This is a genomic window from Belliella calami, from assembly GCF_022549695.1.
Lineage (GTDB): Bacteria > Bacteroidota > Bacteroidia > Cytophagales > Cyclobacteriaceae > Belliella > Belliella calami.
Genome location: NZ_JAKZGS010000007.1, coordinates 181,430 through 205,868, shown reverse-complemented (window position 1 = coordinate 205,868; position 24,439 = coordinate 181,430). Strand labels below are relative to the sequence as shown.

Annotated in this window: 20 protein-coding genes; 6 read left to right on the top strand and 14 right to left on the bottom strand. The window is 36.7% G+C overall.

Annotated features, from left to right (window positions below):
• Positions 1–238: 238 nt before the first annotated feature.
• The 13 genes from hisB to rocF form a co-directional block, all read right to left on the bottom strand.
• On the bottom strand, positions 239–1,333 hold the full coding sequence (gene hisB, locus MM236_RS10770; RefSeq protein ID WP_241274989.1) for a bifunctional histidinol-phosphatase/imidazoleglycerol-phosphate dehydratase HisB: 1,095 nt from the start codon (positions 1,331–1,333) through the stop codon (positions 239–241).
• Positions 1,330–2,382, bottom strand: coding sequence for a histidinol-phosphate transaminase (gene hisC, locus MM236_RS10765; protein WP_241274988.1), 1,053 nt, complete (start codon positions 2,380–2,382; stop codon positions 1,330–1,332). The genes hisB and hisC overlap by 4 nt, the downstream gene beginning before the upstream one ends.
• The gene (gene hisD, locus MM236_RS10760; protein WP_241274987.1) at positions 2,382–3,680 is read right to left on the bottom strand and encodes a histidinol dehydrogenase; all 1,299 of its coding nucleotides are present in this window, start codon (positions 3,678–3,680) and stop codon (positions 2,382–2,384) included. The genes hisC and hisD overlap by 1 nt, the downstream gene beginning before the upstream one ends.
• Before the next feature lie 57 nt (positions 3,681–3,737).
• Complete coding sequence (gene hisG / locus MM236_RS10755; RefSeq protein ID WP_241274986.1) at positions 3,738–4,598, bottom strand: ATP phosphoribosyltransferase; 861 nt, start codon at positions 4,596–4,598, stop codon at positions 3,738–3,740.
• Between the two features lie 291 nt (positions 4,599–4,889).
• On the bottom strand, positions 4,890–5,465 hold the full coding sequence (locus tag MM236_RS10750; protein WP_241274985.1) for a hypothetical protein: 576 nt from the start codon (positions 5,463–5,465) through the stop codon (positions 4,890–4,892).
• The gene (locus tag MM236_RS10745) at positions 5,455–5,862 is read right to left on the bottom strand and encodes a VOC family protein (protein WP_241274984.1); all 408 of its coding nucleotides are present in this window, start codon (positions 5,860–5,862) and stop codon (positions 5,455–5,457) included. The genes MM236_RS10750 and MM236_RS10745 overlap by 11 nt, the downstream gene beginning before the upstream one ends.
• Before the next feature lie 401 nt (positions 5,863–6,263).
• Entirely contained in the window at positions 6,264–6,620 is a 357-nt protein-coding gene (locus MM236_RS10740; RefSeq protein WP_241274983.1) for a translation initiation factor, read from the bottom strand.
• A gap of 4 nt (positions 6,621–6,624) precedes the next feature.
• Positions 6,625–7,470, bottom strand: a complete 846-nt coding sequence (locus MM236_RS10735) for a universal stress protein (RefSeq protein ID WP_241274982.1) — start codon at positions 7,468–7,470, stop codon at positions 6,625–6,627.
• 134 nt (positions 7,471–7,604) lie between these two features.
• Positions 7,605–8,519 carry a 1,4-dihydroxy-2-naphthoate polyprenyltransferase gene (locus MM236_RS10730; RefSeq protein ID WP_241274981.1) on the bottom strand — a complete coding sequence of 305 codons (915 nt, stop codon included), beginning with the start codon at positions 8,517–8,519 and terminating at the stop codon, positions 7,605–7,607.
• An 80-nt stretch (positions 8,520–8,599) separates the two neighbouring features.
• Complete coding sequence (locus MM236_RS10725) at positions 8,600–9,187, bottom strand: glutathione peroxidase (protein ID WP_241274980.1); 588 nt, start codon at positions 9,185–9,187, stop codon at positions 8,600–8,602.
• Between the two features lie 9 nt (positions 9,188–9,196).
• Positions 9,197–10,987 (bottom strand): arginine--tRNA ligase, encoded by a 1,791-nt coding sequence (argS, locus tag MM236_RS10720; protein ID WP_241274979.1) that lies wholly within the window; start codon positions 10,985–10,987, stop codon positions 9,197–9,199.
• Positions 10,988–11,841: 854 nt separating this feature from the next.
• On the bottom strand, positions 11,842–12,237 hold the full coding sequence (locus MM236_RS10715) for a GxxExxY protein (protein WP_241274978.1): 396 nt from the start codon (positions 12,235–12,237) through the stop codon (positions 11,842–11,844).
• Positions 12,238–13,145: 908 nt separating this feature from the next.
• On the bottom strand, positions 13,146–14,096 hold the full coding sequence (gene rocF / locus MM236_RS10710) for an arginase (protein ID WP_241274977.1): 951 nt from the start codon (positions 14,094–14,096) through the stop codon (positions 13,146–13,148).
• A 381-nt stretch (positions 14,097–14,477) separates the two neighbouring features.
• Between rocF and MM236_RS10705 the strand changes: the two genes are divergently transcribed.
• From MM236_RS10705 to MM236_RS10685, 5 genes are all read left to right on the top strand, one after another.
• Positions 14,478–14,969, top strand: a complete 492-nt coding sequence (locus MM236_RS10705; RefSeq protein ID WP_241274976.1) for a hypothetical protein — start codon at positions 14,478–14,480, stop codon at positions 14,967–14,969.
• Between the two features lie 125 nt (positions 14,970–15,094).
• Positions 15,095–16,486: an arginine decarboxylase gene (locus MM236_RS10700; RefSeq protein WP_241274975.1), complete on the top strand. Its 1,392-nt coding sequence runs from the start codon at positions 15,095–15,097 to the stop codon at positions 16,484–16,486.
• Between the two features lie 275 nt (positions 16,487–16,761).
• Positions 16,762–18,729, top strand: coding sequence for a toxin-antitoxin system YwqK family antitoxin (locus tag MM236_RS10695; RefSeq protein WP_241274974.1), 1,968 nt, complete (start codon positions 16,762–16,764; stop codon positions 18,727–18,729).
• A 26-nt stretch (positions 18,730–18,755) separates the two neighbouring features.
• Entirely contained in the window at positions 18,756–19,568 is an 813-nt protein-coding gene (locus MM236_RS10690) for a DUF2490 domain-containing protein (RefSeq protein WP_241274973.1), read from the top strand.
• 12 nt (positions 19,569–19,580) lie between these two features.
• Positions 19,581–20,048 (top strand): hypothetical protein, encoded by a 468-nt coding sequence (locus MM236_RS10685; protein ID WP_241274972.1) that lies wholly within the window; start codon positions 19,581–19,583, stop codon positions 20,046–20,048.
• On the opposite strand, the gene MM236_RS10680 is transcribed toward MM236_RS10685, so the two are convergent.
• Positions 20,045–21,151: an alanine racemase gene (locus MM236_RS10680; RefSeq protein ID WP_241274971.1), complete on the bottom strand. Its 1,107-nt coding sequence runs from the start codon at positions 21,149–21,151 to the stop codon at positions 20,045–20,047. The two genes, MM236_RS10685 and MM236_RS10680, sit on opposite strands and share 4 nt — an antisense overlap.
• A gap of 247 nt (positions 21,152–21,398) precedes the next feature.
• On the opposite strand from MM236_RS10680, the gene MM236_RS10675 reads away from it, so the two are divergent.
• Entirely contained in the window at positions 21,399–24,167 is a 2,769-nt protein-coding gene (locus tag MM236_RS10675; protein WP_241274970.1) for a hybrid sensor histidine kinase/response regulator transcription factor, read from the top strand.
• The last annotated feature ends 272 nt before the right edge of the window (positions 24,168–24,439 follow it).

Here is a 24,439-nt window from a genome sequence, read left to right as displayed (position 1 = left end):
ACTGCCCTGTAAGGGCAAGAGCTTCTAACAATGGGTGCAGCCCATTGCACAAGATGCTGCTATTATCAGGAATGCCCTGAAAGGGCATCTGAATAATCATGTTTTAGAGATTTCTATGCTAGCTAATCTGATTTGCCAGAGCGAGATTGGGAGTAACAGATTCCCAGAAAAGGTTGGGAAAAAATGAAAAAGCGAGACAGTTTCTTTGCCTCGCTTTATTTAAATTATTTGCCTTGCCTTACAAAACCCCCTTCGTACTCGGGAGTTGATTTAGGGTGTTAAGGTCTCTTTTAACAGCCATTTTGATTGCTCTTGCCATGGCTTTGAAGATAGCTTCTATTTTGTGGTGTTCATTTGCGCCTTCAGCTTTGATGTTGAGGTTGCACTTGGCAGTGTCAGAGAAGGATTTGAAGAAATGGTAGAACATTTCTGTAGGCATTTCACCGATTTTTTCTCTTTTGAATTCAGCTTCCCACATCATCCATGGTCGTCCTCCAAAATCAATGGCACACTGAGCCAAAACATCATCCATTGGAAGTAAAAATCCATATCTATAGATTCCCTTTTTATCTCCCAATGCTTTCAAATAAGCTTCTCCCAGTGCCAAAGCGGTATCCTCGATGGTATGATGCTCATCAATATGCAGATCGCCATTGACCTGAATGTCCAAATCTGTCCCTCCGTGTTTTCCAAGTTGCTCAAGCATGTGGTCAAAGAAATGCAAGCCTGTACTGATGTTACATTTTCCAGTACCATCTAGGTTAAGACTGATTTTGATTTCGGTTTCAGAAGTTTTCCTTTCAACAGTAGCTTTTCGTTCTGGAAGTCTGAGGTATTCATATATTTCATCCCAAGATTTGGTAGAAAAGGTAGCTTCTTCAAGCTTATCCCCAATGAAAATGGATTTAGTTCCTAGATTTATTGCTAGTTGAACGTCCGTTTTCCGATCTCCAATTACATAGGAATTTGAAAGGTCATAATTGCCATTTTGATACTCGGAGAGCATTGCGATCCCTGGTTTTCTGCTGGGTAGATTTTCATGCTCAAATGAACGATCGATATGGACAGCTGAAAAATTGATTCCTTCATTTTCCAAAGTCTTCATCATTTTGTTATGTGCTGGCCAAAAAGTATCCTCCGGAAATGAATCCGTGCCCAAGCCGTCCTGGTTCGTAACCATGACCAATTCAAAATCACACTCTTCGGCAATTTTTCTCAAATTACTTAATGCCTTTGGATAGAATTCTAATTTTTCAAGACTATCCACTTGATAGTCCGTGGGTGGCTCGATGATGATCGTACCATCACGATCTATAAATAATACTTTCTTCATGGTTTAAATAGGTTTAATGCTTTTAAAAAGGCTTCATTCTCTTCTCTAGTTCCAACTGATACTCTTAGGCAATCTTCACAGAGAACTACTTTTGACCTGTCTCGGATGATGATGGTTTGTTCGATTAAGAACTCGTAAATCGCCCTAGCGCCATCGACTTTGATCAAGATAAAATTGGCATGTGAGGGGAAGATTTTTTTGAGGAATGGAAACTTAGAAACTTCAGCTTCCAAAAATTGCCTCTCTACAAATGTATCTTTCACTACTTGGTGAATAGCATCAGCATTTTCCAAAGCTTCTAACACTTTCTCCTGAGTCAAGCCTGAGATGTTGTACGGAGGCTTGATCAGGTTAAGGATTTTGATGATTTTCTCAGATGCGAATGCCATTCCAATTCGCAAAGATGCCAATCCCCAAGCCTTAGAAAAAGTCTGCATGACTAGTAGATTGGGATATTTTTCCAATTCTGTGGTGAAACTAGGTTCGTCACTGAAATCAATATAAGCTTCATCCACAACCAACAAGCCATTGAAATTATCTAGAACCTGATAGATGTCTTTTCTATTGACCTTGTTGCCACTTGGGTTATTTGGTGAGCAGATGAAGATGATTTTTGTACTTTCATTCACTGCTTCAAGAATTGCATCAGGACGAAGCTGGTAATCTTCTGTAAGATTTACTTTTTGGATTTCAATATCATTGATTCCCGCACTTACTTCGTACATTCCATAAGTTGGCGGTAGCAAAATGATGTTGTCTTGTCCTGGAATGCAAAATGCCCGCATCAGCAGGTCTATAGCCTCGTCGCTGCCATTTCCTAAGAAAATCTGGTTGGCAAAGACATTTTTGACCTCGGCGAGTTTTTGTTTGATATCCAATTGGTAAGGGTCAGGATACCTGTTGAAGCTGCCGGATGCCATAGATCCAAAAGGGTTTTCGTTGGCATCCAAGAAGATTCCCGCCTTGCCTGAGTATTCATCCCTCGCTGATGAATAAGGCTTGATATTGGCGATATGTGGTCGGAGTAGTTTTTCTAAATTAAAGGCCATTACTGATTTTCCTTTAAGTAGTTAAGACGGATGGTTACTGCATTTTTGTGCGCTTCAAGCAGTTCGTTTTCAGCCATTATTTCTATGGTAGGACCAATATTTTGGATTCCTTTTTCACTGATTTTTTGGTAAGTGATTTTTTTGGTGAAGCTATCAAGTGATACGCCACTGTAATTTCTCGCATAGCCATAAGTAGGCAAGGTGTGGTTTGTACCAGAGGCATAGTCACCTGCTGATTCTGGAGTGAAATTCCCTATGAAAACAGACCCTGCATTTTTGATTCGAGACACCACATCTTCTTCGTCTGCTTCATTTACACAGATGATCAAATGTTCAGGTGCATAGTCATTGATCAAGTCAATAGCCTTGTCTTGATTGGGGATTACTACCGCCACAGAGTTTTCCAAAGCTCGCTTAGCAATTTCTTTTCTAGCTAACTTTTCTACTTGGGTATTTACTTCCTGCATCACTCTTTGGGCTATTTTTTCCGAAGACGCTACTAAGATCACCTGAGAATCGATACCATGCTCGGCTTGTGACAATAGATCAGACGCCACAAATGAAGGAATGGCTGATTCATCGGCATATACGAGAACTTCTGAAGGGCCAGCTGGCATATCGATGGCAACTCCCTTTTTCACTGCCAGTTGCTTGGCGGCCGTTACATATTGATTTCCAGGGCCAAAAATTTTGTCCACAGAAGGAACGGATTCAGTGCCATAAGTCATTGCTGCCACTGCTTGTGCTCCGCCTACTTTGATGATTTTGTCTATGCCAATCAGATCTGCTGTGAAAAGGATCGCAGGGTGGATATTACCTTCTTTGTTTGGAGGTGTACAAAGTACAATTTCCTCACAACCGGCAATATTTGCAGGAATGCCTAGCATCAATACCGTAGAAAACAATGGTGCTGTACCTCCTGGGATGTATAGTCCGACTTTTTGGATGCCTACAGTCTTCCGCATGCAAGTGACACCTTCCATCGTTTCCATGATCAAATCGGGAGTTTGCTGTGCCTCGTGAAATTTTTCGATATTCACTTTTGCCTGAATGATAGCTTTTTGTAACTCTTCTGATACCAAAAGCTTTGCTGTAGCAATTTCTTCCCTGCTTACAAGAAGGTTCTTGATACTCACATGATCATATTCCAATGCAAATTTCTTCAATGCTTTATCCCCTTGCCGCTTCACTTTGCGCATGATTGGCTTGACGATTTTTTCTATGTCTTTGGATTTTTGTACTGGTCTTGCCAGTTCTGATTTCCATTCTCCTCGAGCAGGATTGACTAATATTTTCATGGTTTTTGAATTTTTCTTTGGGAAAAATTGTAAATTAAATTCTTGGGGTTTTGCTGATCAAAGCACCATTTTCTCAATAGGCACTACTAGGATCCCTTCGGCTCCAGCGGCTCTCAGCTCTTCAATATTTTCCCAAAACTGATCCTCGCTCAATACCGAGTGAACAGATGACCATCCTTCTTCTGCCAATGGCAAAATTGTAGGACTTCTCATTCCAGGAATCAAAGAGATTATTCTGTCTAAAGACTTGTTTGGAGCATTGAGAAGTACATATTTATTGCTTTTTCCTGTTTGCACTGCATTCATTCTGAAAAGCAACTTATCGACAATAGATTTTTTCTCTTGGCTTAAGTTTTTGTTGGAAATCAATACAGCTTCAGATTTGAATATCTGCTCCACTTCTTTCAATCCGTTCATCATCAAGGTAGAACCTGAGCTTACGATGTCACAAATACCTTCAGCAAGACCGATGCTTGGTGCAATTTCCACCGATCCAGAGATTTCGTGGATTTCAGCTTTGATGTTTTTTTCTTTTAGGTAATCGCCAAGGATTTTTGGATAGGAGGTAGCAATGTTTTTTCCGTCAAAATAATTGATTCCGGGATAATCCTCACCTTTTGGGATTGCGAGTGAAAGCCTGCATTTTGAAAAACCTAGTTTCTTCAAAACATTGACATCTTTGTCTTTTTCTACGAGTTCATTTTCACCAACTATTCCCAAATCAGCTACTCCGTCAGCTACATAGCCTGGGATATCGTCATCCCTCAGAAATAAAAATTCGATCGGGAAATTGGTGGATGTTGATTTTAATTTTCCTGTTCCATTGTAGAACTTGATGCCACATTCTTTGATTAGGCTTAATGAATCTTCGCTGAGTCTTCCGCTTTTTTGAACGGCTATGCGGATTATGTTTTCCATGTATGCAATATACGTTTAGTAATACAAAACAAATAAATGATTTGGATGATAGGGCTGTATAAATATTTCAACAGCCTCTCCTTGGGCGATATGTAAATGATGTTCCTCCTTAAGAGGAATGATGGATATGATGAACAGTTCCAGCATGAGCTGTAGCCAAAAATAAGTCGATATGGAGAAAATTTCTGTTCATTGATGTGCGCAAAGTTAAATACCAAATCTTAACAAGCAAAAGTTGGGGAATGTTTTTCTGAAATAATTACAGATATGGAGAAAATTCGGTATGAAAACTTAAAAATACCCGCTTAATATTCCGAAAAGCAAGCCATTCAGGCTTCCAATAGTTAATTCTTGCAATGAATGTCTTCCCAAATATTTTCTTGACCATGCGATCAATACACTAAAAATCAAGAAAATTACACCTAGGTAAATTGCAACTCCAAATAATTTGACAGAAATAAACATGGAGATAGCCAGGTGTAATGACGCTTTCACTTTCAGATTTACCAAACTCATACTGATCAACATCATCAAAAATGAAAGAGTAGTAAAAATCACGACATCAGGAAATTTCAAAATGTAGAACAAAATCAGACAAATTGAAAAAAGCAAAATACTGAATGGATAGAAACTTCTTCTTTGCTTTTGGTTGGAAACATCAAAGTTGGAGTACGAACCATTTCTTGTTTTGATCCAATTATGGATGATGATAGGGAAGGTTACAATGGATAAAATTGAAGCTGAGATGATCATAGCAATCTCTTTCTCCAAATCATGAAAAGAAATGAAGATAACATACATCGTCCCAATCATCAGTGGGTGACCAATTATGGAAATGGTTTTTGCTATATTTAACTTATGCATCATTTTTCGCTGGTTCTATCAAATCCCAAAGGTTTCCATACAGATCCTCAAAAACTACAACTTTCCCAAAGCTTTCTGAAGACCTATCTCTGAAAATCTTGATGTTCTGTTTGATCAGATTTTCATAGTCTCTTTCAAAATCGTCGGTGTGTAAAAATAGAAAAACTCTACCACCAGTTTGGTTTCCTATCGCATTCTTTTGTTGTTCTCCCACAGCTTTGGCAAGCAGGATGTGGCAGTTTGATTCAGTAGCGCCAGGAGGAGCTATTCTTACCCATCTTTTGGAATCGGAGATTTGGGTGTCTTCAAGCAGTTTGAAATTTAATTTTTTTGTATAAAAATCAATGGCATCATCATAATCATCGACGATCAAAGCAAACTGTGCAATATATTGAGTCATGTGTGTTGGTTGAAATATTATGAACTTTTGTAAATCCAAAAACGATGTTGATTTCGTAAATGGTTATATAAATCAATAATACCTTTTACTAGAAGGTAAACAGGTTTAGTTTGTGGTTCAATTTTTCAGTAAAAAGGTGGCTAGGTTTGGTCACCTTTTTCTTTGATATAGATTGATACCAAGTCAGTCATCAGCCTATAACCTACATCAGAAGGATGGATTCCATCTGTTGCAAAAAAGGATAGCAAGGAATTAGCAGCAAAATCTCAAAGAGGTACAATGTTCTTGATTTGAGAAAATTGAAATTCATCTTGTTTGTAGAAAAAGAGAAAACAAATGGGTTCAAAAATTTACAGATCGTCTAAAAATAGACGATCTGTTTTATGTTGTTTTTACAATAATCAGCCACCTGATTTTTTGGCTTTATAGCCAGCGGCTTGTAGAATGGTGACTACTTTGTCCCTGTGGTCACCTTGAATTAGGATTTCATTGTCTTTGGCACTTCCTCCAACACCACATTTGTTTTTGAGCATCTTGCCCAAATCCTTTAAGTCCTCATCTGTACCTACAAATCCTTCGATCAATGTCACTTGTTTTCCTCCCCGAGATTTTTTGTCAAGCATCACTTTGAGGTTTTGCTGCTGAGGTGGAAGTGTGTTTTGTTCATCACCGTCTCCCAAGTCAAACTCAAAGTTATCACTTGTGGAGTAAACTACTCCATCTCTTTTTTTCCAATCGTTGTTTTTACTTTTTGCCATTTTTTTATTTCACTTTCATTGTCCATACCGGTCTTTTGGCATGATTTACTACATCTTCGGCGATGCTTCCACTTAACAGATGCAAGAAGCCTGTTCTGCCATGAGTTGCCATTGCAATCAAGTCTGCATTCGAATCTTCGGCAAACTCAATAATTCCTTCTTCTTCTGAAGAACTGTTAAATACTTCCATTGAGTAATTTTCGAGCTGATGTTCTCTTACAAACTCCTCCATAGTTTTTTTGGAACTGCGCGTGTTTTCGAACATACTTGGGGTATTTATTTTAACCAAAGCTAGTTCAGCTTCCAACACGGATACTAGTTTTTTAAGTTTATTAACCACCTTGGCTGCACTTTCTCCAAAATCGCTCGCAAAAACTATTTTCTTGATCTCACTTACGTCTCTTTTGTCTTTGACAGTGATGACGGGACAAGAGGCATTTCTGACAATCTTTTCTGTATTACTTCCTATCAGAAGTTCTTCTAATCCGCTTGTTCCCTTGGACCCCATGACAATCAGGTTCGCTTCAAAATCAGTCACTTCTTTTGTGATTCCCGCATAAGGATTGCCAAATACGAGTTTTGTAGAAAATTTGTAATCAACATTTTCATGTAAAGCTTCGATTTCGGCTAGTTGGGTTTTTCGTTTTTCGATCAGCTCGATTACATAAATCTGATCGATTTCATTGCCGGACTCTACCGTTCCCATTGTCCCGAGGGAAGTCATGGTGGGTGCTTCTAAGACATGCAGTAACTTGAGGTGAGCTTTGGTTTTTGAAGCCAATCCTTGTGCAAATTCAAGGGCGTTTTGTGCTTCTTTAGAAAAATCATAAGGTACGAGGATAGTTTTCATGGTGATTGTTTTGGTTTAGATTCAGGAAAATACAAAAAATAAATTATGATTGTCTGCAAATGTATTAGGAAGTGAGAAATTATGGCAAAATCCTGTGGGAAATAGTCTGCTATCGAAAGATATTAGATAGTAGTTTAGTCCAAAATAAACCATCCCAAACCAAATGCAATTACCCAAAGTAATGTAGAAATCGCCATTTTTTTGAGATAAGGGTCTATCATTGCAGAATTTTCACCCTGACTTACGCCAACAGCTACTCGAATCATTAGGGGAGAAATCAAAATTGGGAAAAGAGCCCAATAAGAATTTTGAATGATAGCGAATACGATGATTGTGATGTTGCCACCAAGAATAAGACTCCAGTTGTATTTTACGGCAGCTTTTTTTCCAATTCTGACTGGAATAGATTTCTTGCCTGCTTTGGTGTCGGATTCTATATCCCTGATATTATTGATATTCAACACTGCTGTGCTGAACAATCCCAAAGAGACAGCTGGTAACAAATTGATCCAATCAAAACTCAATGTGTGGAGAAAATAAGTTCCAGATACTCCAAGTAATCCAAAGAATAGAAAAACAGAAATGTCTCCAAGTCCAGCATATCCATAAGGTTTTTTGCCAGATGTGTAAGTCACTGCAGCAATAATAGCTAAGATTCCCAATCCTAAGAATAGAAAGAAAAGTCTCCAATCATTCAAGCTGATATAAAGTAAAATCAAGCCGCTGACCAGAGAAAGAACTGCAAAAAGAATCATTGCTTTCTTCATTTCCGAAAGGCTAATTACTCCTGATTGCACCGCTCTGATAGGGCCTTTCCTGTCGATGCTATCTGCTCCATGTACACTGTCACCATAGTCATTTGCTAAATTGGACAGGATTTGAAGGAAAATGGTGGTGATAGCTGCTAGAATGAATATTTCCAACCGAAAGCTATTGTTTGAGGCAGCGAGAATGGAACCCATCAAGATGCTCGATAAAGCCAAAGGTAAAGTTCTCAGTCTAATAGCATGAAGCCAAGCTTGTTTTTTACTCGCAAGAGTGATTTCCACGTTGTGTTTTTTTTGCTAAAATAATAAAAAGACCTGTTTTCCTAAGAAAACAGGTCTAAAATTGATTGGAATCCTAAAAATTAGGATTTTATAAGGTTGATAATTTCATCATCCATTGGGTTTACTGATGAGGCAAAGAACTGTTTCAATTCGCCGTTTTCATCGATAAAGTATTTGCAGAAATTCCAGCTTGGCTCTTTATCATTCCAACCATTTAGGTCTTTGTCGGATAGCCACCTATACAATGGGTGTTTATCAGCACCTTTGACAGATATTTTGTCAAACATCTGAAAAGTCACTCCATAATTTGTGCTGCAGAACTGCTTAATATCTTCATTAGTTCCCGGCTCCTGTCCCCCAAAATTATTTGCAGGAAATCCAAGAATAACTACCTTTTCGCCATATTCTTCATTCAGTTTTTGAAGATCTTCATATTGTGGTGTATATCCACATTTGGAAGCGACATTGACCAATAGGAGTTTTTTGCCTTTGAATTGGCTGAAATCGACTTCATTACCATCGATATCATTGAGCTTAAAATCGTAAATAGATTTTTCCATGATCATTTTGTCTAAGGTGAGAGGATCTGAATTTTGCGATTCTTTTTTTTGTACGCTTGAAGTACAAGCAAAAGCAATCAGTACGAGAATTACCAATAAGTTTTTCATAGTAGTTTTTTACATTCTATCTGGGACATTTATTCCTAATAACTTCATTCCGCCTTTGATTGTTTTGGCTGTCAAGGCTGATAAAGCAACTCTGAAAGCTTGGATTTTTTGGTCAGATTCGTTGAAAATGGATTGCTCGGCATAGAAGCGATTGTATTCTTTTGCCAAATCGAATAAGTATTGAGCAAGTAGGGCAGGAGAGTAGTCTTCACCAGCTTGTTTGATTTTTTTCTCGAAATCATACAAGACGATGATCAAATCTCTCTCAGCATCTTCCAATTTATCAATTCCTTCAAAACCATCAGTTTTAAAATTCACACCGATTTGCTCAGCTTTTCTCAGTATGGAAGCGATTCTTGCATGAGAATATTGAATGAAAGGCCCAGTATTCCCTTGGAATTCTATTGATTCTTGGGGATTGAAGAGCATTCTCTTTTTTGGATCTACCTTTAGCAAGAAGTATTTCAAAGCTCCCAATCCTAAAGTCTCATATAACTCAGCAGCTTCTTGCTGTGAAAAACCTTCGATCTTCCCAAGTTCCTTCGTGTGAGTCTCAGCAGTTGTGACCATTTCATGCATCAAATCATCAGCATCTACTACAGTTCCTTCGCGAGATTTCATCTTGCCTGTTGGAAGATCTACCATGCCATAAGAAAGATGATAAAGTCCTTCACCATATGGGCGGCCAAGTTTTTTCATGATTTTGAATAAGACATCGAAATGATAATCTTGCTCATTTCCTACCACATAAATTGATTTGTCGAAACCGAAGTCATTGAATTTTAAATCGCAAGTCCCCATATCTTGGGTGATATAAACGGAAGTGCCGTCTCCTCTCAGTACTAATTTTTCATCCAAACCTTCTTCACTCAAATCTACCCAAGTTGAACCATTGTCTTTTTTGAAGAATACACCCTTGGCAAGACCTTCTTCTACAATGTCTTTTCCTAAAAGATATGTGTCAGATTCATAGTAGTATTTGTCGAAATTGACCCCCATTTTTTGGTATGTTGCTTCAAATCCTTCATATACCCAGCCATTCATCAATTTCCAGAGATCAACAGTCTCAGCGTCATTGGCTTCCCACTTACGGAGCATTTCCTGGGCTTCAAGCATCAGTGGAGCATTCTTTTTTGCTTCATCTTCTGACTGGCCCTGGGCAGCTAGTTCACTGATTTGTTTTTTGTATTCTTTGTCAAAAATAACATAGTACTTACCCGCCAAATGATCTCCTTTCAATCCCGAAGATTGTGGAGTTTCATTGTTACCAAAATGCTGGTAAGCAACCATGGATTTGCATATATGTATGCCTCGGTCATTGACAAGGTTGGCTTTTGTGACTTGGTATCCATTTGCTTTGAGGATTTCGGAAATTGAATAACCCAAAAAATTATTTCGAAGATGGCCTAAATGAAGTGGCTTATTGGTGTTGGGAGAAGAATATTCTACCATCACTTTCTTTCCATTCGCAGGAAGTTGACCAAAGTTTGGATTGGAATAAAGTTCACTGAATATTTGGATCCATGAAGCTTGTGCAACTGAAATATTCAAAAAACCTTTCACAACATTGTAAGCTGTCACTAAATCACTGTTTGCAACCAAAAAATCCCCGAGCTTATTTCCACTTGCTTCAGGAGCCATTTTGGTAACCTTGAGATAAGGAAACATCACAAATGTATATGTCCCTTCAAATTCTTTTCTAGTCGGTTGTAAACTTAACTCTTCCAGAGAAACCTCATGACCAAAAACCTCCCTAAATCCTTTTTGGATAGCGGGAATAATTTGTTCTTCTAAATTCATCTTATTTATATAATTGACTTGGATTGTTTTTTTCTAAGTCTGCAAAGATAGGGAAAGGTTTTTTCTTTCCGCAGTCCATTCTCCACCTTAATGTATAAATGATACTAAGGTGTTGAAAAGGCTTCTAGGGTGTTTTTTGCTGCAAAGGATTTGTGTTGGGCTTTTCGATATGCTTTTTGAATTCTATCTTGTCCTTTTGATATAGTTTTTTTATTAGCCGCAAAGGTTCGCAATGGTGCGCAAAGGTTTTGTTTTTGGATTTTCATTAATCTTTGCGTACCCTGGCGTGCCCTTGCGGCAATACCTTTTTTATGATCAGCTTAATAGCCGCAAAGGTTCGCAATGGTAGGCAAAGGATTTGTTTTTGGATTTTCATTAATCTTTGCGTACCCTGGCGTGTCCTTGCGACAATACCTTTTTAATGATCAGCTTAATTGCCACAAAGGATCGCAATGGTGCGCAAAGGATTTGTTTTTGGATTTTGATTAATCTTTGCGTACCCTGGCGTGTCCTTGCGACAATACCTTTTTAATGATCAGCTTAATAGCCACAAAGGATCGCAATGGTACGCAAAGGATTTGTTTTTGGATTTTCATTAATCTTTGTGTACCCTGGCGTGCCCTTGCGGCAATACCTTTTTAATGATCAGCTTAATAGCCACAAAGGATCGCAATGGTAGGCAAAGGTTTTGTGTTGGGCTTTTTGAATTCTATCTTGTCCTTTTGATATAGTTTTTCTATTAGCAGCAAAGGTTCGCAATGGTGCGCAAAGATTTTGATTTGGGATTTTCATTAATCCTTGCGAATCCTAGCGTTCCTTTGCGGTAAAAATAGGTTTGAGAAGATTGGTTAGGCTTATAAGCCATTTACTACTCTTTTGATTCCATATTTTAATCTTGTTGTATTAAAGTTTAGAATCAAACCAAGTTTAAAATTTCCTAGTTTTAGATAATTTATAGTTTGGGCTAAATGAAGATCGCTTAGCTTATCTACAGATTTTAATTCTAGGACTAATTTGTTTTCAACAAGTATGTCAATTCTGTAACCAATATCTAATTTTACACCATCAATAATTAAAGGCATCTCTTTTTCTTTTTCGGTGTAAAATCCTTCTTTATTTAACTTGAAAAATAAGGCATGCTTATATGCATTTTCAAGTAAACCGGAACCAAGTTGAGAATGGACATCATATGCGATTTTTATGACTTCCTTTGAAAGTTCGTTTTCATTAAATTCACAGTATTTCCACATGTTTTGAAAAGTTTTTATTAAAGAAAAAATTCAAACCAAAATACAAATTTTTAGTGATATTGATTAATAAAAGTGTAAATAATTAGATCAAGTTCAGATATTCACAACGTATCCCAAAGTTTTTGTTTTTCGATTATCAACAATCCTAGTGTGTCTTCGCTGAATATTTTTTTAAGCCACAAAGGATCGCAAAGGTTTTGTTATAGGATTTTTAATAATCTTTGCGAATCCTAGCGTGGCTTTGCGGCGAACCCATTTATTATCAGCTTAATAGCCACAAAGGGTCGCAATGGTGCGCAAAGGATTTATTTAGGGATTTTTAATAATCTTTGCGAATCCTAGCGTGCCCTAGCGGCAATACCTTTTTTATGGTCAGCTTAATAGCCGCAAAGGTTCGCAATGGTACGCAAAGGTTTTGATTTGGGATTTTCAATAATCTTTTAAAATCCTAGCGTTCCTTTGCTGCAATACCTTTTTTATTATCAGCTTAATAGCCACAAAGGATCGCAATGGTACGCAAAGGTTTTGTTATAGGATTTTTAATAATCTTTGCGAATCCTAGCGTGGCTTTGCGGCGAACCCATTTATTATCAGCTTAATAGCCACAAAGGGTCGCAATGGTGCGCAAAGGATTTATTTAGGGATTTTCAATAATCTTTGCGTATCCTAGCGTGCCCTAGCGGCAACACCTTTTTTATGATCATCTTATTAGCCGCAAAGGTTCGCAATGGTACGCTAAGGTTTTGATTTGGGGTTTTCAATAATCTTTGAAAATCCTAGCGTGGCTTTGCGGCGAACCCATTTATTATCAGCTTAATAGCCACAAAGGGTCGCAATGGTACGCTAAGGTTTTGATTTGGGGTTTTCAATAATTTTTGAAAATACTAGCGGTGAAGGAATGTTAGTTTTTAGTAATTTTCTACTAATGATCTCGTTGTGGCTTCTAATACTTCAAAAGCATTTTCGGCCATGAGGTTTTCTGTGTCTAGGGTTGGGTTTACTTCTACAATTTCCCAGCAGCAGACTCTTTTGTCTTTGATGAGTTCAGTATTCAGCTCGATAGCTTCTTTTACTGTTAGTCCATTTGCAACTGGAGTGCCTGTACCTACTGAGATAGAGCTGTCCATGCTGTCCACATCAAAGGAAATATAGACTTGGTCACAATCTTTTAGTGTCTCAAGGGCTAATTTTGCGATTTCCACCACTCCTTTTTCTCTTACTTCCTCGGTAGTGAAATTTTTGATTCCATTTTTTTTGATGACGTGGTTTTCTGGTTCTTCCGTGTCTCTTACGGAAATGAATACAATGTCTTGTGGGTTGATTTTAGGTATTTCGCCTCCAATATTTTTAATTTTCTCCCAATACTGAATAGTTTCTTCAGCAGGTTCATTTACTTGGCAGTCCAGATTGTCAGTTTTGATACACATTGCCAAAGGCATACCATGCATATTACCAGAGGGAGTGGTATATGGTGTGTGTAAATCAGCATGCGCGTCAATCCAAATTACCCCAAGTCTTTTATTAGGATCGGCGGATTTGATCCCCATGATTGTTCCTGCTGCAGTAGAATGATCACCGGCAAGTACTATGGGGAATTTCTTTTCTAGTCTGAGGGATTCGATCGTACTATAGACGTTTTTCAATACTTGATATACTCCATCTATGTACTTTGCATGTGGGTGTTTGTTGCCTTTCCATAAGAAGTTGTTGGCATCAGGAACATTAATAGGGTCAAATTTTGTGAAAAAATCAGAGGCTTTATCCAAACTGGCAATCTTTAGGGCGTCAATTCCCAAACTGGCTCCTCGCGTTCCTGCAGCAATTTCAGAACGGACTTCTACTAGTTTAATTTTTCTCATAAATGGTCTTGATATAATCGGGTTTATCTTCGTTAAGCGCAAAATAAGTTCGGCAAAAGTAGTCAAAATTGACCAAAAAACCATTTTGGATAAGATTTATCCCCATTATAAGAAAAAGAAAGTCTTTTCAATCAAAAATAATATTTATTCTCCAATTATGATTTTTAGCTTTTCTTCAAAACAAGAGGCTCGTTGAATTTGTTAGTGGTGATATCTAAACTAAATCATTATTTCAAAATAATAATTTCAGTGGAGTCAATTTTTAAATCATTACCCTATAAAAATTATAGGGTTATTAGGAAATTAGAATTTGTTCTTTTACTTTTGAAGAGTCATTGCAGCAAAAGCCAATGATTTTGTGAAACATTAATATTCATTACTATGTCAATTACAGCAAGCATCACTACCTCTGAAAATCAAAACGCAAACGCATTTGCTTTTCAAAACATCAGTAGAAAGTCAAACACAAGTTCTCAGGATCTTGGAGTTATGAATGTCTTAGAGATGTGTGCTATGATCAATGTAATTGATACGGCAAAATTTGATTTTCCAAATTTCCCAGAAGCAAGAAAAACTTTCCATGCTGTTTATTTTCAGATCAACGAGTCTTATTCTTCATTGAAGGGCTTGTTCAGAGGCTTGGCAAGTCTTGGTAAACCCGAAGGAGTGGTTTTGGAGTATGTTTCTGAAAATGAAACCTTTACTTTGAAATTTTATAAAAGTAATGAACAGCTTACCAAAGCTTATCTGAATAAAATCATCACGTCTATCGAAGATGAAATCAGGTTCAAGAGCATTCTGAACCAAATCATCGAAAACCAAAGAATCATTAAAGCAGAACAAAGTCTATTGCTTCAAAAGCTCTTTGCATGATTCAGTGAAAATTAAAAGAAAAAAAGAAATAAGGGGAAAATCCAATCGGATTTTCCCCTTTTTCATTATGATTTACGAATTATATAAGCAAATTTTGTAATCCATTAAATGACTTAATCTTAACAATGAATAAATACGTTGATCTTATCCAACAGACTTTTGATTTTCCAACCAAGGAGTTCAAAGTCGAAAACAATGAGTTACATTTCAATGGTGTCAATTTGATGGAAATCATAGATACTTATGGCACTCCCTTGAAATTGACCTACCTGCCTAAGATTTCTGAAAATATCCAAAATGCAAAGACCTTTTTTGGGAATGCTATCGAAAAGCATGACTACAAAGGACAATATACCTATTGTTATTGTACTAAGTCTTCACATTTCAGCTTTGTATTGAATGAAGCGTTGAAGAATGATATCCATATAGAGACATCTTCGACTTTTGATATACCTTTGGTCAGGAGTCTTTACGCAGAAGGAAAGATTACCAAGCAAACATATATTGTCTGCAATGGTTTCAAGAGAGACTTGTATAAGCAATACATTACTGAATTGTTGAATGACGGTTTTGTGAATTGTGTGCCTATTTTAGATAACCTCACCGAAATTGATTATTACCTAGAGCATGTCAAAGTGCCTTTTCAAGTAGGAATTAGAATAGCAGCAGATGAAGAGCCTAAATTTGGTTTCTATACATCAAGATTGGGTGTGAGATACAACGATATCTTGAGCCTTTATGAAGAAAAAATCAAGGATAACCCAAACGTGTCTTTGAAGATGCTTCATTTTTTCATCAACTCAGGAATCAGGGATACAGCATATTATTGGTCGGAATTAACTCGTTTCATCCAGAAGTATGTGGATTTGAAGAAAATCGCTCCAAGCCTTGATACCATGGACATCGGCGGAGGTTGGCCGATCAAGACCAACGTGTTTTTTGATTATGACTATCAGTACATGGCTGAGCAGATTATCAAAAACATCAAATGGATGTGTGCTAAAAACAACACTGTCGAGCCAAATATCTTTACAGAGTTCGGAAGCTACACAGTAGGGGAAAGTGGTGCAGTCTTGTACTCTATTTTGGACGAAAAGCTTCAAAATGACAAGGAACTTTGGTATATGATAGATGGAAGTTTCATCACACAACTTCCAGATAGCTGGGGATTGAATCAAAAGTACATCATGCTGGCGGTAAATAATTGGGATGAAGAATACCATAATATCAATCTTGGTGGATTGACCTGTGATAGTATGGATTATTACAATTCAGAAGCACATCAGTTCAATATTTACCTTCCAAAACCTGACAATGGCAAAAAGCAATACATTGGATTTTTCCATACTGGAGCATATCAAGAGTCTTTGGGTGGCTATGGCGGCATTCAGCACTGCCTGATTCCTGCGCCAAAGCATGTGATCATAGACAGAGATACAGATGGAAGCGTGAAGCATTGGCTCTTTGCACCTGAGCAGACGAGTGAAAGTATGATGAAAACACTGGGATATAAGTAGAAAGAAGAGGGGAAACCCTCTTTTTTATTGATGTAGGTTTTTCTTGATATTGAAAAACAATATTTGATCAGTCATGTTTATTTTGTTAAAAATATTTGTAATTAAACTGATTGTGTGAAATAATCATTTGTTTGAAGTTTTATTTAAAGGATCTTCAATTTTAAAAAAGTCAAACAATAGTCATATTTTTTGCCATTTTGGAGTAATTTTTGGAGTTTTGCTTTTTGAAATAGTCAAAAAAAGTAATAAAAACATCAATTTGTTAAATTCTAAAAATGAGAAGATTTCAAAAGTTAGTATATATAGTAATCATTTTATTTTTGATTTTGCCGAATCATTTGATTGCCCAAAATGAGTTTGATGGCGAATATAAATTCAACAATATCAACGGGAAAGCGACTTTTCGATTGGTAGAAGGTCAAGAAGGTGCGATGTTGAAGCACGGTGAATTTAATTTTGTGAGGAGCGAGAAAGATATCGATGATGACACTAGATTTTTAAAGACAATTATACAGGGATTTTATGAAAGTGATCAAAAATCTGGATTGTGGGAGTATCTGGATGAAAAACATGAGATTGAACTTAAGGATGTCGTGGATTTTAGGGTTGTCTCAGATCTAACAAGTAGTCAAATCAAACTTAAAGCCAATTATCTTAACGGAGTTCCTAATGGAAAATGGGTTTTTGAAGAGAATGTGTTTTCAGATGGAAGTTTGAAGAAAAAAGCACAGGCTGAGGAATTTTTATTCAATAATGGAGATATTAAAGGGAAGTTTCAATTCAAATCATTCAGTGGAAACTTCACGCAATTTATTCGTGGGGAGCTTAAAGACGATGGAGTGATGCATGGTGAATGGACAATGGTCTATCAAGAAGAAGGGAAGCTGATAAGCGAAGTTAGAAACTATGAAGACGGGTTTTTATTAGGTTTGGTGAAAAGGGATCTGAATGACGATGAGGTTATTGATGAAGTTGTATTCTTTGAGACCATTGCAAGGTTGAAGAAAGTTAATGCAGGGCAAAACGAAAAATTCAGAATAGCAGATCAAAGTTTTGGAATATTGTTTAATGATGGATTTTTATCAAACTCAAATCAATATCAATCACAAGAATCAGGAAATAAATTTTTATCTGATTTTTTGGTTAAGATATTAAAGTATGACCAAAGTTTTGTAAACCAAGATGATATGTTGGTGGAATACCCAATTCACACCAAAAAGTTTGTATTTGAACTTAGTAGGGCTCAACAAAAACTTATAGAAGAGCTTCCCAGTAAATTCGATCAAATCCAAAAAATCAATGAAGACTATAAAGAGAGAAACGCATTAAAACTCAACAGGCAAAGGTCTGATTCCTTGTCTTCAGCATTTGCTTTTTTTGAATTTCAATTTGATAAATTAAACAATTCAAAGGAGTTGATTGAAAAGATAAGATCAAAAGACATTCAATATTATGATTTGGATCAGATTGTAGATGAAGGTATTTTCTTTATTACTACTGAAGATGAAATTCATTACACTTTCCAGGATGAAGACAAAATATTGGTATTGGATTATGAAGTAATGGATTTCAGAGAAGATTTCTTTGTGGCTCTCAATGATTATTTAAATCAAGTGAGAGAATATACTTTGCAAACTAGAAATTATGTTGATGGTCAACTGAATAGAATCAAAGAAGATTCAGATCTGATTTTGTTGGAGGAAGAAATTCAATCCTTAAAAGAAAATTTAGATTCTTTGTATTCCAATGTGGGGGAACTTGATGAGTTTTCAAGAACAATTATTTCAAATGTTCAAACGAACATACTAGACGACCAGTTTGGAAGAATTAATGAAAGGTATGCACAAGCCGAACGGTATTCTACCAAGAAAGAAGAAGCCAATAGGATGTTAGACTTAGTGGAAGAGTTAGGAAATCAGTTTGAGCCTCTTTCCAATATTTCCAGGAATTGGGAAATCCTAGATGAGTATTACATGGAAGAATTTTTTAACGCATTTTTTAACGAGAGATATGATAGACGTTTCAAAGAGAGACTTTTTGAAAGTGGGGAGAGGCTATATGAACACTATGTAAATAGCATTAAAAATGAGACCAATTATGTAGAGATAAAGAGTTGGACAAGGAAAATTGAAGCATTAATCAGAAGAATGTCAGACTTAAGAAATGAGGATACCAGAAGTCTTGAGAGAAGATTAAACAGAAGATCTTCTATTGAAAAAATTGAATCTGATTTAGGAATATGAAAACTGTGAAGAAGAACAAAATGTTTATGAAATTTATTAAACTGAGTTTAATTGTATTTCTATTTTTATTGAAATCAAACTTAGCAAGTAGTCAAAATCTTACAATTCCAGATGAAAAAATAGGTCTTCCAGCGACAACAGAAAACTGGAATGGTTTGTATCTCAAGTTGAGATTCTCAGATAAATGGTGGTGGTACCAAGAGAATCATTATCGAAGAAGATCAAGTGCTGATAATCGTGGTGATTTTGTTGGAAGAATGAGTCAATTATACAATAGGTTTGGTATGACATATATGTTTACTGAATACTTTGAAGTTACTTTCGGACCGACATTAGTTTGGAATTTTGCACCTGAAAGAGGGAATCCTGAGTATGTGGATTCAGTGTTAGAACCAAGGTTTTGGCATCAGTGGTTATTGACTCAGTCTGTTGGGCCTGTTAAAGTGCTTCACCAATTCCGTTTTGAACACAGGTTCAAAAGAAACAATGACCTAGGTGCGGAGTTTAATTATACTGATAGATGGCGTTACAAAATCACAGCTTATGTTCCTCTAAATAAGCCTAGAATGGAAAATAAGACACTCTTTATAGCTCCTTCCAATGAATTTTTCTTTGAGACAGGTAAGCAAGTATGGAATATTTTTGAAGAAAATAGAATATATACAGCAGTTGGTTATACATACAATAATTATATGTTTTTTGGTGGGCATATGTGGACTTATGGGCCAACAGCCACTCCAGGAACCTATAGGAATCGACACATTATCAGGCTAAATGTGATGTATACTTTTGATTTCAGAGGAAAAAGAAAGCCACTTACCCGAGATTTTGCATTTTAATTAAAAAAGATAATGAGAAGTTTCTTAGTAATTGTAATTTTATTTATATCGATTGAATCAGCTTCAGCTCAGTATAAAAATCAGTATAGGGTTATACATGCTTATGAAATGGCATACGACAAGCCATTCTTTGGCTTGAACTTCACAGGAGAGTATTTTCCAGTAAACTATTTTTCTGTAGTTCCCTCATTCACTTTTTTTGTTCCAGCGACAGGGAATGCAAGAGGTTTTGATATAAATGCAAGGTATTATCTCACAGAAAAGGAAAAGCAATGGTATGTGACTGCTGGGTATGGCTTCTACAGAAGGGTATTTGAATTCAACCCTCAAGGTAGGTTTGATTTTAATTCAATGAATCTAGGTGCAGGAGGAATGCTTAAGATTTCTGATGAATTAGGCATTAATCCAGAAGTCAGGTTTCAAGCTTTTGGAAGAAATAGTATGGTTTTTAAATTAGGTGTTGTTTACTTTATAAATTAAGAGTTAACTCCCTCAGCATGGTCAATCCACTGACCATCAAGACTGAGGTAGGACTTCATACAATCTGCTGTCATGCAGCTGTGAACAGGTAGAATTCCCAAAAGGTCTCCTACCTTTGTTTTTTCAAGCAATTCATCAGAAGCTTGGATGATGCCATGTTCCTGAGAAATACTTTTGACAAAGGATCTAGATTCGGGAATGTTCCAGCCATTCTCTGTTAGAAATACAATTTCACCAAAATTCTTGCTTCCGTCAGACTCTATCAGAACATCCTTGGCCAAGTGCACGCCTCCAGCATGAACCAGAATTGTTCTTTTGTCCTTTTTGATATCCACTACCGGTGCTGCCAATGCCACAGCGATATCCTTTTTTTGACAGCTTCCGATACGCTCTTGCGTCAAGTCGTAAAAAACAAAATTGCCTGGTCCCATTTCATCAATATCTCCAAAATCATCCATTGTTGAGCATCCAGGTGTATCACCTAGACGGGTTACTAAATCCGGATACTCGGTCCTGTATTTGTTTTTGAGCATGTTCAATGCCAACCGTGTTTCTTCGTATATTTTTGAAATATCTTTTTCATAATAAGTATGTCCAGCATGAATATAGAAACCTTTGAAAACCAATGTGCTGCTTTCCTTTGCCTTTCTGAGAATTGCTTCTATTTTTCCAAAATCACTCACTTCCACACCTGTTCGTCCATAACCTGCATCGATTTCTATAAAAAATCCAACTTCATTTTTGAGTCTATTGCAAAGAATTTCAGTTACCTCGGCATTTACCAATTGCACGGAAATTCTGGAGTTGCTTGCCAATTGATCAAGCGCATTTGCCTCCAAAGGATTGAAAGGAAATGCAATATGGATATTATCCCAACTGTCACCTGAAAAGTAATTTGCCATTTTGACCGAAGAAACTGTAATTTCCTGAACACCATAATCTCTTGCCCATTTCCCGATTTCTTTGGATTGTCCAGTTTTGAAATGTGGGATCAGTTTCATTCTGTGTTTCTTCGCCTTTTCTGACATTCTCTTCAGATTTTCCCTACAGATTTTTTCGTCAATAAGCAGTGTAGGTGAGGCGATTTTAGAAAGGTAAGGCATGATTAAGCTATATTTTACATGCTAAAGTAATCAATTTTGTAATTGGCTGAAAACTCATTTTCTTGATTTGGAAAAATCTTTTCTATCTTTAAATTTAAGTATTATCGTTTCTCAGTTCTATTACAGAATCGAACAATTAATAAATGGACCCTGTTTCTGACCATCTTCAACTCTTGACAATCAGCATCCCGATCCATTGTACAAGGAATTTAATTTGGTTAATGGCAAAGTCCCATAGATTCAACTTATGTATAATATTATTGATAAAATCTCTACCATTTTCAAATTTGTTCAGGTCTTTTCCTTCATTACTATCCTTGCATCTGCATGTCAGCCTGTAGAAGAGAAAAAGTTGATAATTGGTTTTTCGCAATGTGTGAGCAATGATGCCTGGAGGCAGGCCATGCATGAAGAGATGTATAGGGAACTCTCTTTTTATCCAAATCTTGAGCTAGTAATCAAAGATGCTAAAGGAGAAAGCGAAACTCAGATAGAAGATATCAGGGATTTTCAAAAGATGGGTGTTGATTTACTGATTGTATCTCCGAATGAATCAGAGCCAATCACAGGAATAGTAGAAGAAGTGTTTCGCTCGGGGACTCCTGTGATTGTGATTGATCGAAAGATTGTTTCCAGTCAATACTCAGCTTACATTGGTGGAGATAACTATGAAATAGGACAAACTGTAGGTCAATACATCAAAACCACCTATCCCGAACATATAGATATTTTGGAAATTTGGGGGTTGAGAGGTAGCTCTCCTGCAATAGATAGGCATCAAGGGCTCAAAAGGGCTTTGGAAGGTACTTCATTTGCCTTCAAGTATCAGCTAGAGGGTGAATGGGAGAGGGATGTAGCAAAACAAAAATTCAGGGAGTTTTTGTCTGTCAACCCTGATGCTTCATTTGATTTGATTTTTTGCCACAACGATGTCATGGCTATATCGGCTGGTGAAGTGTGTCAAGAATTTGGAATTGAGCATGCAATAATTATTGGTATTGATGCATTGCCAGGGCCAAGAGCTGGTTTGCAAGCAGTTAATGACGGAATTTTGGATGCCACATTTTTTTACCCTACAGGGGGGGATAAAGCCATAGAGATTGCATGGAGAATTTTATCAAATGAATCCTTTGACAAAGAAAATCTTCTACAGACTGCCGCAGTAGATGTTTCCAATGTCAGGATCATGAAGCAGCAGACCGATAGGATTATCAATCAGCAAGCAAACATCTCTAGACAAAATGAGATGATTGCTTCACAAATTAAAGTATATCAAAGTCAGAGAGGTCTTCTGATCGTGTTTGGAATTACACTTTGCATTGCAATAGGCTCTTTGATTTACGTCTTCAAATCACTGAAAGACAAGCAAATTATTAATAGTGAGTTAGCTGCCAAGAATGAGGAGGTCTTAGACCAACAGCAACAGATCATAGCTTATGCCCAAAAAGCAGAGTTGGCTACACAACAAAAATTGGAGTTTTTCACAAATGTCTCCCATGAATTCAGGACGCCGCTCACTTTAATCCAAGGGCCGGTGGAAGATATGTTGAATTCAAAGAATTTTCCTCAATTCAAAAATGACCTACTGCTGATAAGAAAGAATACTTACAGGCTCTTACGTCTTGTTAATCAACTGATGGATTTTAGAAAAATTGATCATGGTCACATGGGTGCGAAAGTTTCAGAAATGGCTTTGGTACCTTTTATAGAGGAGATCATGTCTGTATTCGAAAAAACAGCAAATAATAATCAGATCAGGTTTAAGCTACTTTGCGAAGATCTCGGAATAAAACTCTGGTTTGATCCCGTTATGATGGACAAAGTGTTGTTTAATTTGCTTTCGAATTCATTCAAATTCACACCCTCCAAAGGTTTTATCTACATTAGAGTATTTCAAGATATTCTCAAGTATGAAGTGGTCATCCAAGTAGAAGACAATGGAGAAGGTATGGATCAGGAAGAAATCCTACATGTGTTTGATAGGTTTTATCAGGGTAATTCAGGATTCAGAAAAGTTGGTACTGGCTTGGGGTTGGCTTTGGCGAAAGAACTGATAGAAGCACAACATGGACAGATTAATGTCCGAAGTAGGCTTGGTGAAAGTACTGTATTTGAGGTAAGGCTGAAAATGGGTAATGCTCATTTTGGCGAGGAAGAGTTTCTGTCAACAGATTATAGAGAGTTGGTACTGGATCATCATAACTATATGTCTGATGCGTTGGCAAAATTAGAAATTGAGCAAACTCCAGTTGTAGGAAAGATGATCCTCATTATTGAAGATGATACAGATATTCGTGAATACCTCAGAAGGGGTCTTTCTGTCAAATATCAGGTTGTCGAAGCCCAAGATGTTGAAACTGCTTTTTCAAAAGCTTCTGATTTGGTTCCAGATCTTATCACTTGTGATTTGATGATACGAAATGAGAATGGTCTTGATCTGATTTCCAAGCTGAAGAATGATCCGAGAACAGCATCTATCCCCATCATTGTGATTTCTGCCAAAAGTTCTCAAGAAGATTTGCTTCTTGGAATCAAGTCAGGTGTGGAAGATTATATTACGAAGCCTTTTAGTATGGCTGTTTTGATGGAAAAAATCAATACTGTTATGGTCAATAGATTAAAGATCGAACAACATTTTTTACATGCACTACCAGCAAATGAACAGGTGACAAATGAACATAAGGCAGAAAAATCAGATAAAAAATTTGTTAATACTTTCAATGCAGTAATTGAAAAGCATTTGTCCAACCCAGATTTTGGGGTCAATGATATCTGCAAAGATATGGGGCTGTCAAGAGGTCAGCTTTATAGGAAAGTAAAATCAGCATTGGGGTATTCTGTAAATGATTATATCAATAAAATAAGATTGAAAAAATCAAAATACCTTTTGGGCAATAGACAATTCAGTATTGCAGAAATTGCATTTCAAACAGGTTTTAAGACTGCTGCTTATTTTTCGACTGTTTTTAAAAATACCTATGGGATCACTCCAAGTGAGTTTAGGGATAAGTTATGACGAAAAGTAGAATGAATTTGAAATTGTCGATCAAAATTGAAAGTCAGGATTATCATTTTTTGTTTTTGAAATCGTTTGAAATCGGTCTATTTGATGGTTTTCTGTTATTCTTATTCAATTGATACAAAATTGAAATAATTAGGAACATCTTCGAAAACTAGAATTCTGTATGCTTGCTACATTGGTGTCAACATTAGACCCAATGAGATATTTTACATTATATTGTATTGTTTTGAATTCATACTGTAGATTAATATTCTGTTTACGGAGTG

Bases quoted from the DNA above. Each gene is read 5' to 3' on its own strand.
- hisB (WP_241274989.1), bottom strand. From the start codon at position 1,333: ATGAAGAAAGTATTATTTATAGATCGTGATGGTACGATCATCATCGAG.
- hisC (WP_241274988.1), bottom strand. From the start codon at position 2,382: ATGGCCTTTAATTTAGAAAAACTACTCCGACCACATATCGCCAATATC.
- hisD (WP_241274987.1), bottom strand. From the start codon at position 3,680: ATGAAAATATTAGTCAATCCTGCTCGAGGAGAATGGAAATCAGAACTG.
- hisG (WP_241274986.1), bottom strand. From the start codon at position 4,598: ATGGAAAACATAATCCGCATAGCCGTTCAAAAAAGCGGAAGACTCAGC.
- MM236_RS10750 (WP_241274985.1), bottom strand. From the start codon at position 5,465: ATGATGCATAAGTTAAATATAGCAAAAACCATTTCCATAATTGGTCAC.
- MM236_RS10745 (WP_241274984.1), bottom strand. From the start codon at position 5,862: ATGACTCAATATATTGCACAGTTTGCTTTGATCGTCGATGATTATGAT.
- MM236_RS10740 (WP_241274983.1), bottom strand. From the start codon at position 6,620: ATGGCAAAAAGTAAAAACAACGATTGGAAAAAAAGAGATGGAGTAGTT.
- MM236_RS10735 (WP_241274982.1), bottom strand. From the start codon at position 7,470: ATGAAAACTATCCTCGTACCTTATGATTTTTCTAAAGAAGCACAAAAC.
- MM236_RS10725 (WP_241274980.1), bottom strand. From the start codon at position 9,187: ATGAAAAACTTATTGGTAATTCTCGTACTGATTGCTTTTGCTTGTACT.
- argS (WP_241274979.1), bottom strand. From the start codon at position 10,987: ATGAATTTAGAAGAACAAATTATTCCCGCTATCCAAAAAGGATTTAGG.
- MM236_RS10715 (WP_241274978.1), bottom strand. From the start codon at position 12,237: ATGTGGAAATACTGTGAATTTAATGAAAACGAACTTTCAAAGGAAGTC.
- rocF (WP_241274977.1), bottom strand. From the start codon at position 14,096: ATGAGAAAAATTAAACTAGTAGAAGTCCGTTCTGAAATTGCTGCAGGA.
- MM236_RS10705 (WP_241274976.1), top strand. From the start codon at position 14,478: ATGTCAATTACAGCAAGCATCACTACCTCTGAAAATCAAAACGCAAAC.
- MM236_RS10700 (WP_241274975.1), top strand. From the start codon at position 15,095: ATGAATAAATACGTTGATCTTATCCAACAGACTTTTGATTTTCCAACC.
- MM236_RS10695 (WP_241274974.1), top strand. From the start codon at position 16,762: ATGAGAAGATTTCAAAAGTTAGTATATATAGTAATCATTTTATTTTTG.
- MM236_RS10690 (WP_241274973.1), top strand. From the start codon at position 18,756: ATGAAATTTATTAAACTGAGTTTAATTGTATTTCTATTTTTATTGAAA.
- MM236_RS10685 (WP_241274972.1), top strand. From the start codon at position 19,581: ATGAGAAGTTTCTTAGTAATTGTAATTTTATTTATATCGATTGAATCA.
- MM236_RS10680 (WP_241274971.1), bottom strand. From the start codon at position 21,151: ATGCCTTACCTTTCTAAAATCGCCTCACCTACACTGCTTATTGACGAA.
- MM236_RS10675 (WP_241274970.1), top strand. From the start codon at position 21,399: ATGTATAATATTATTGATAAAATCTCTACCATTTTCAAATTTGTTCAG.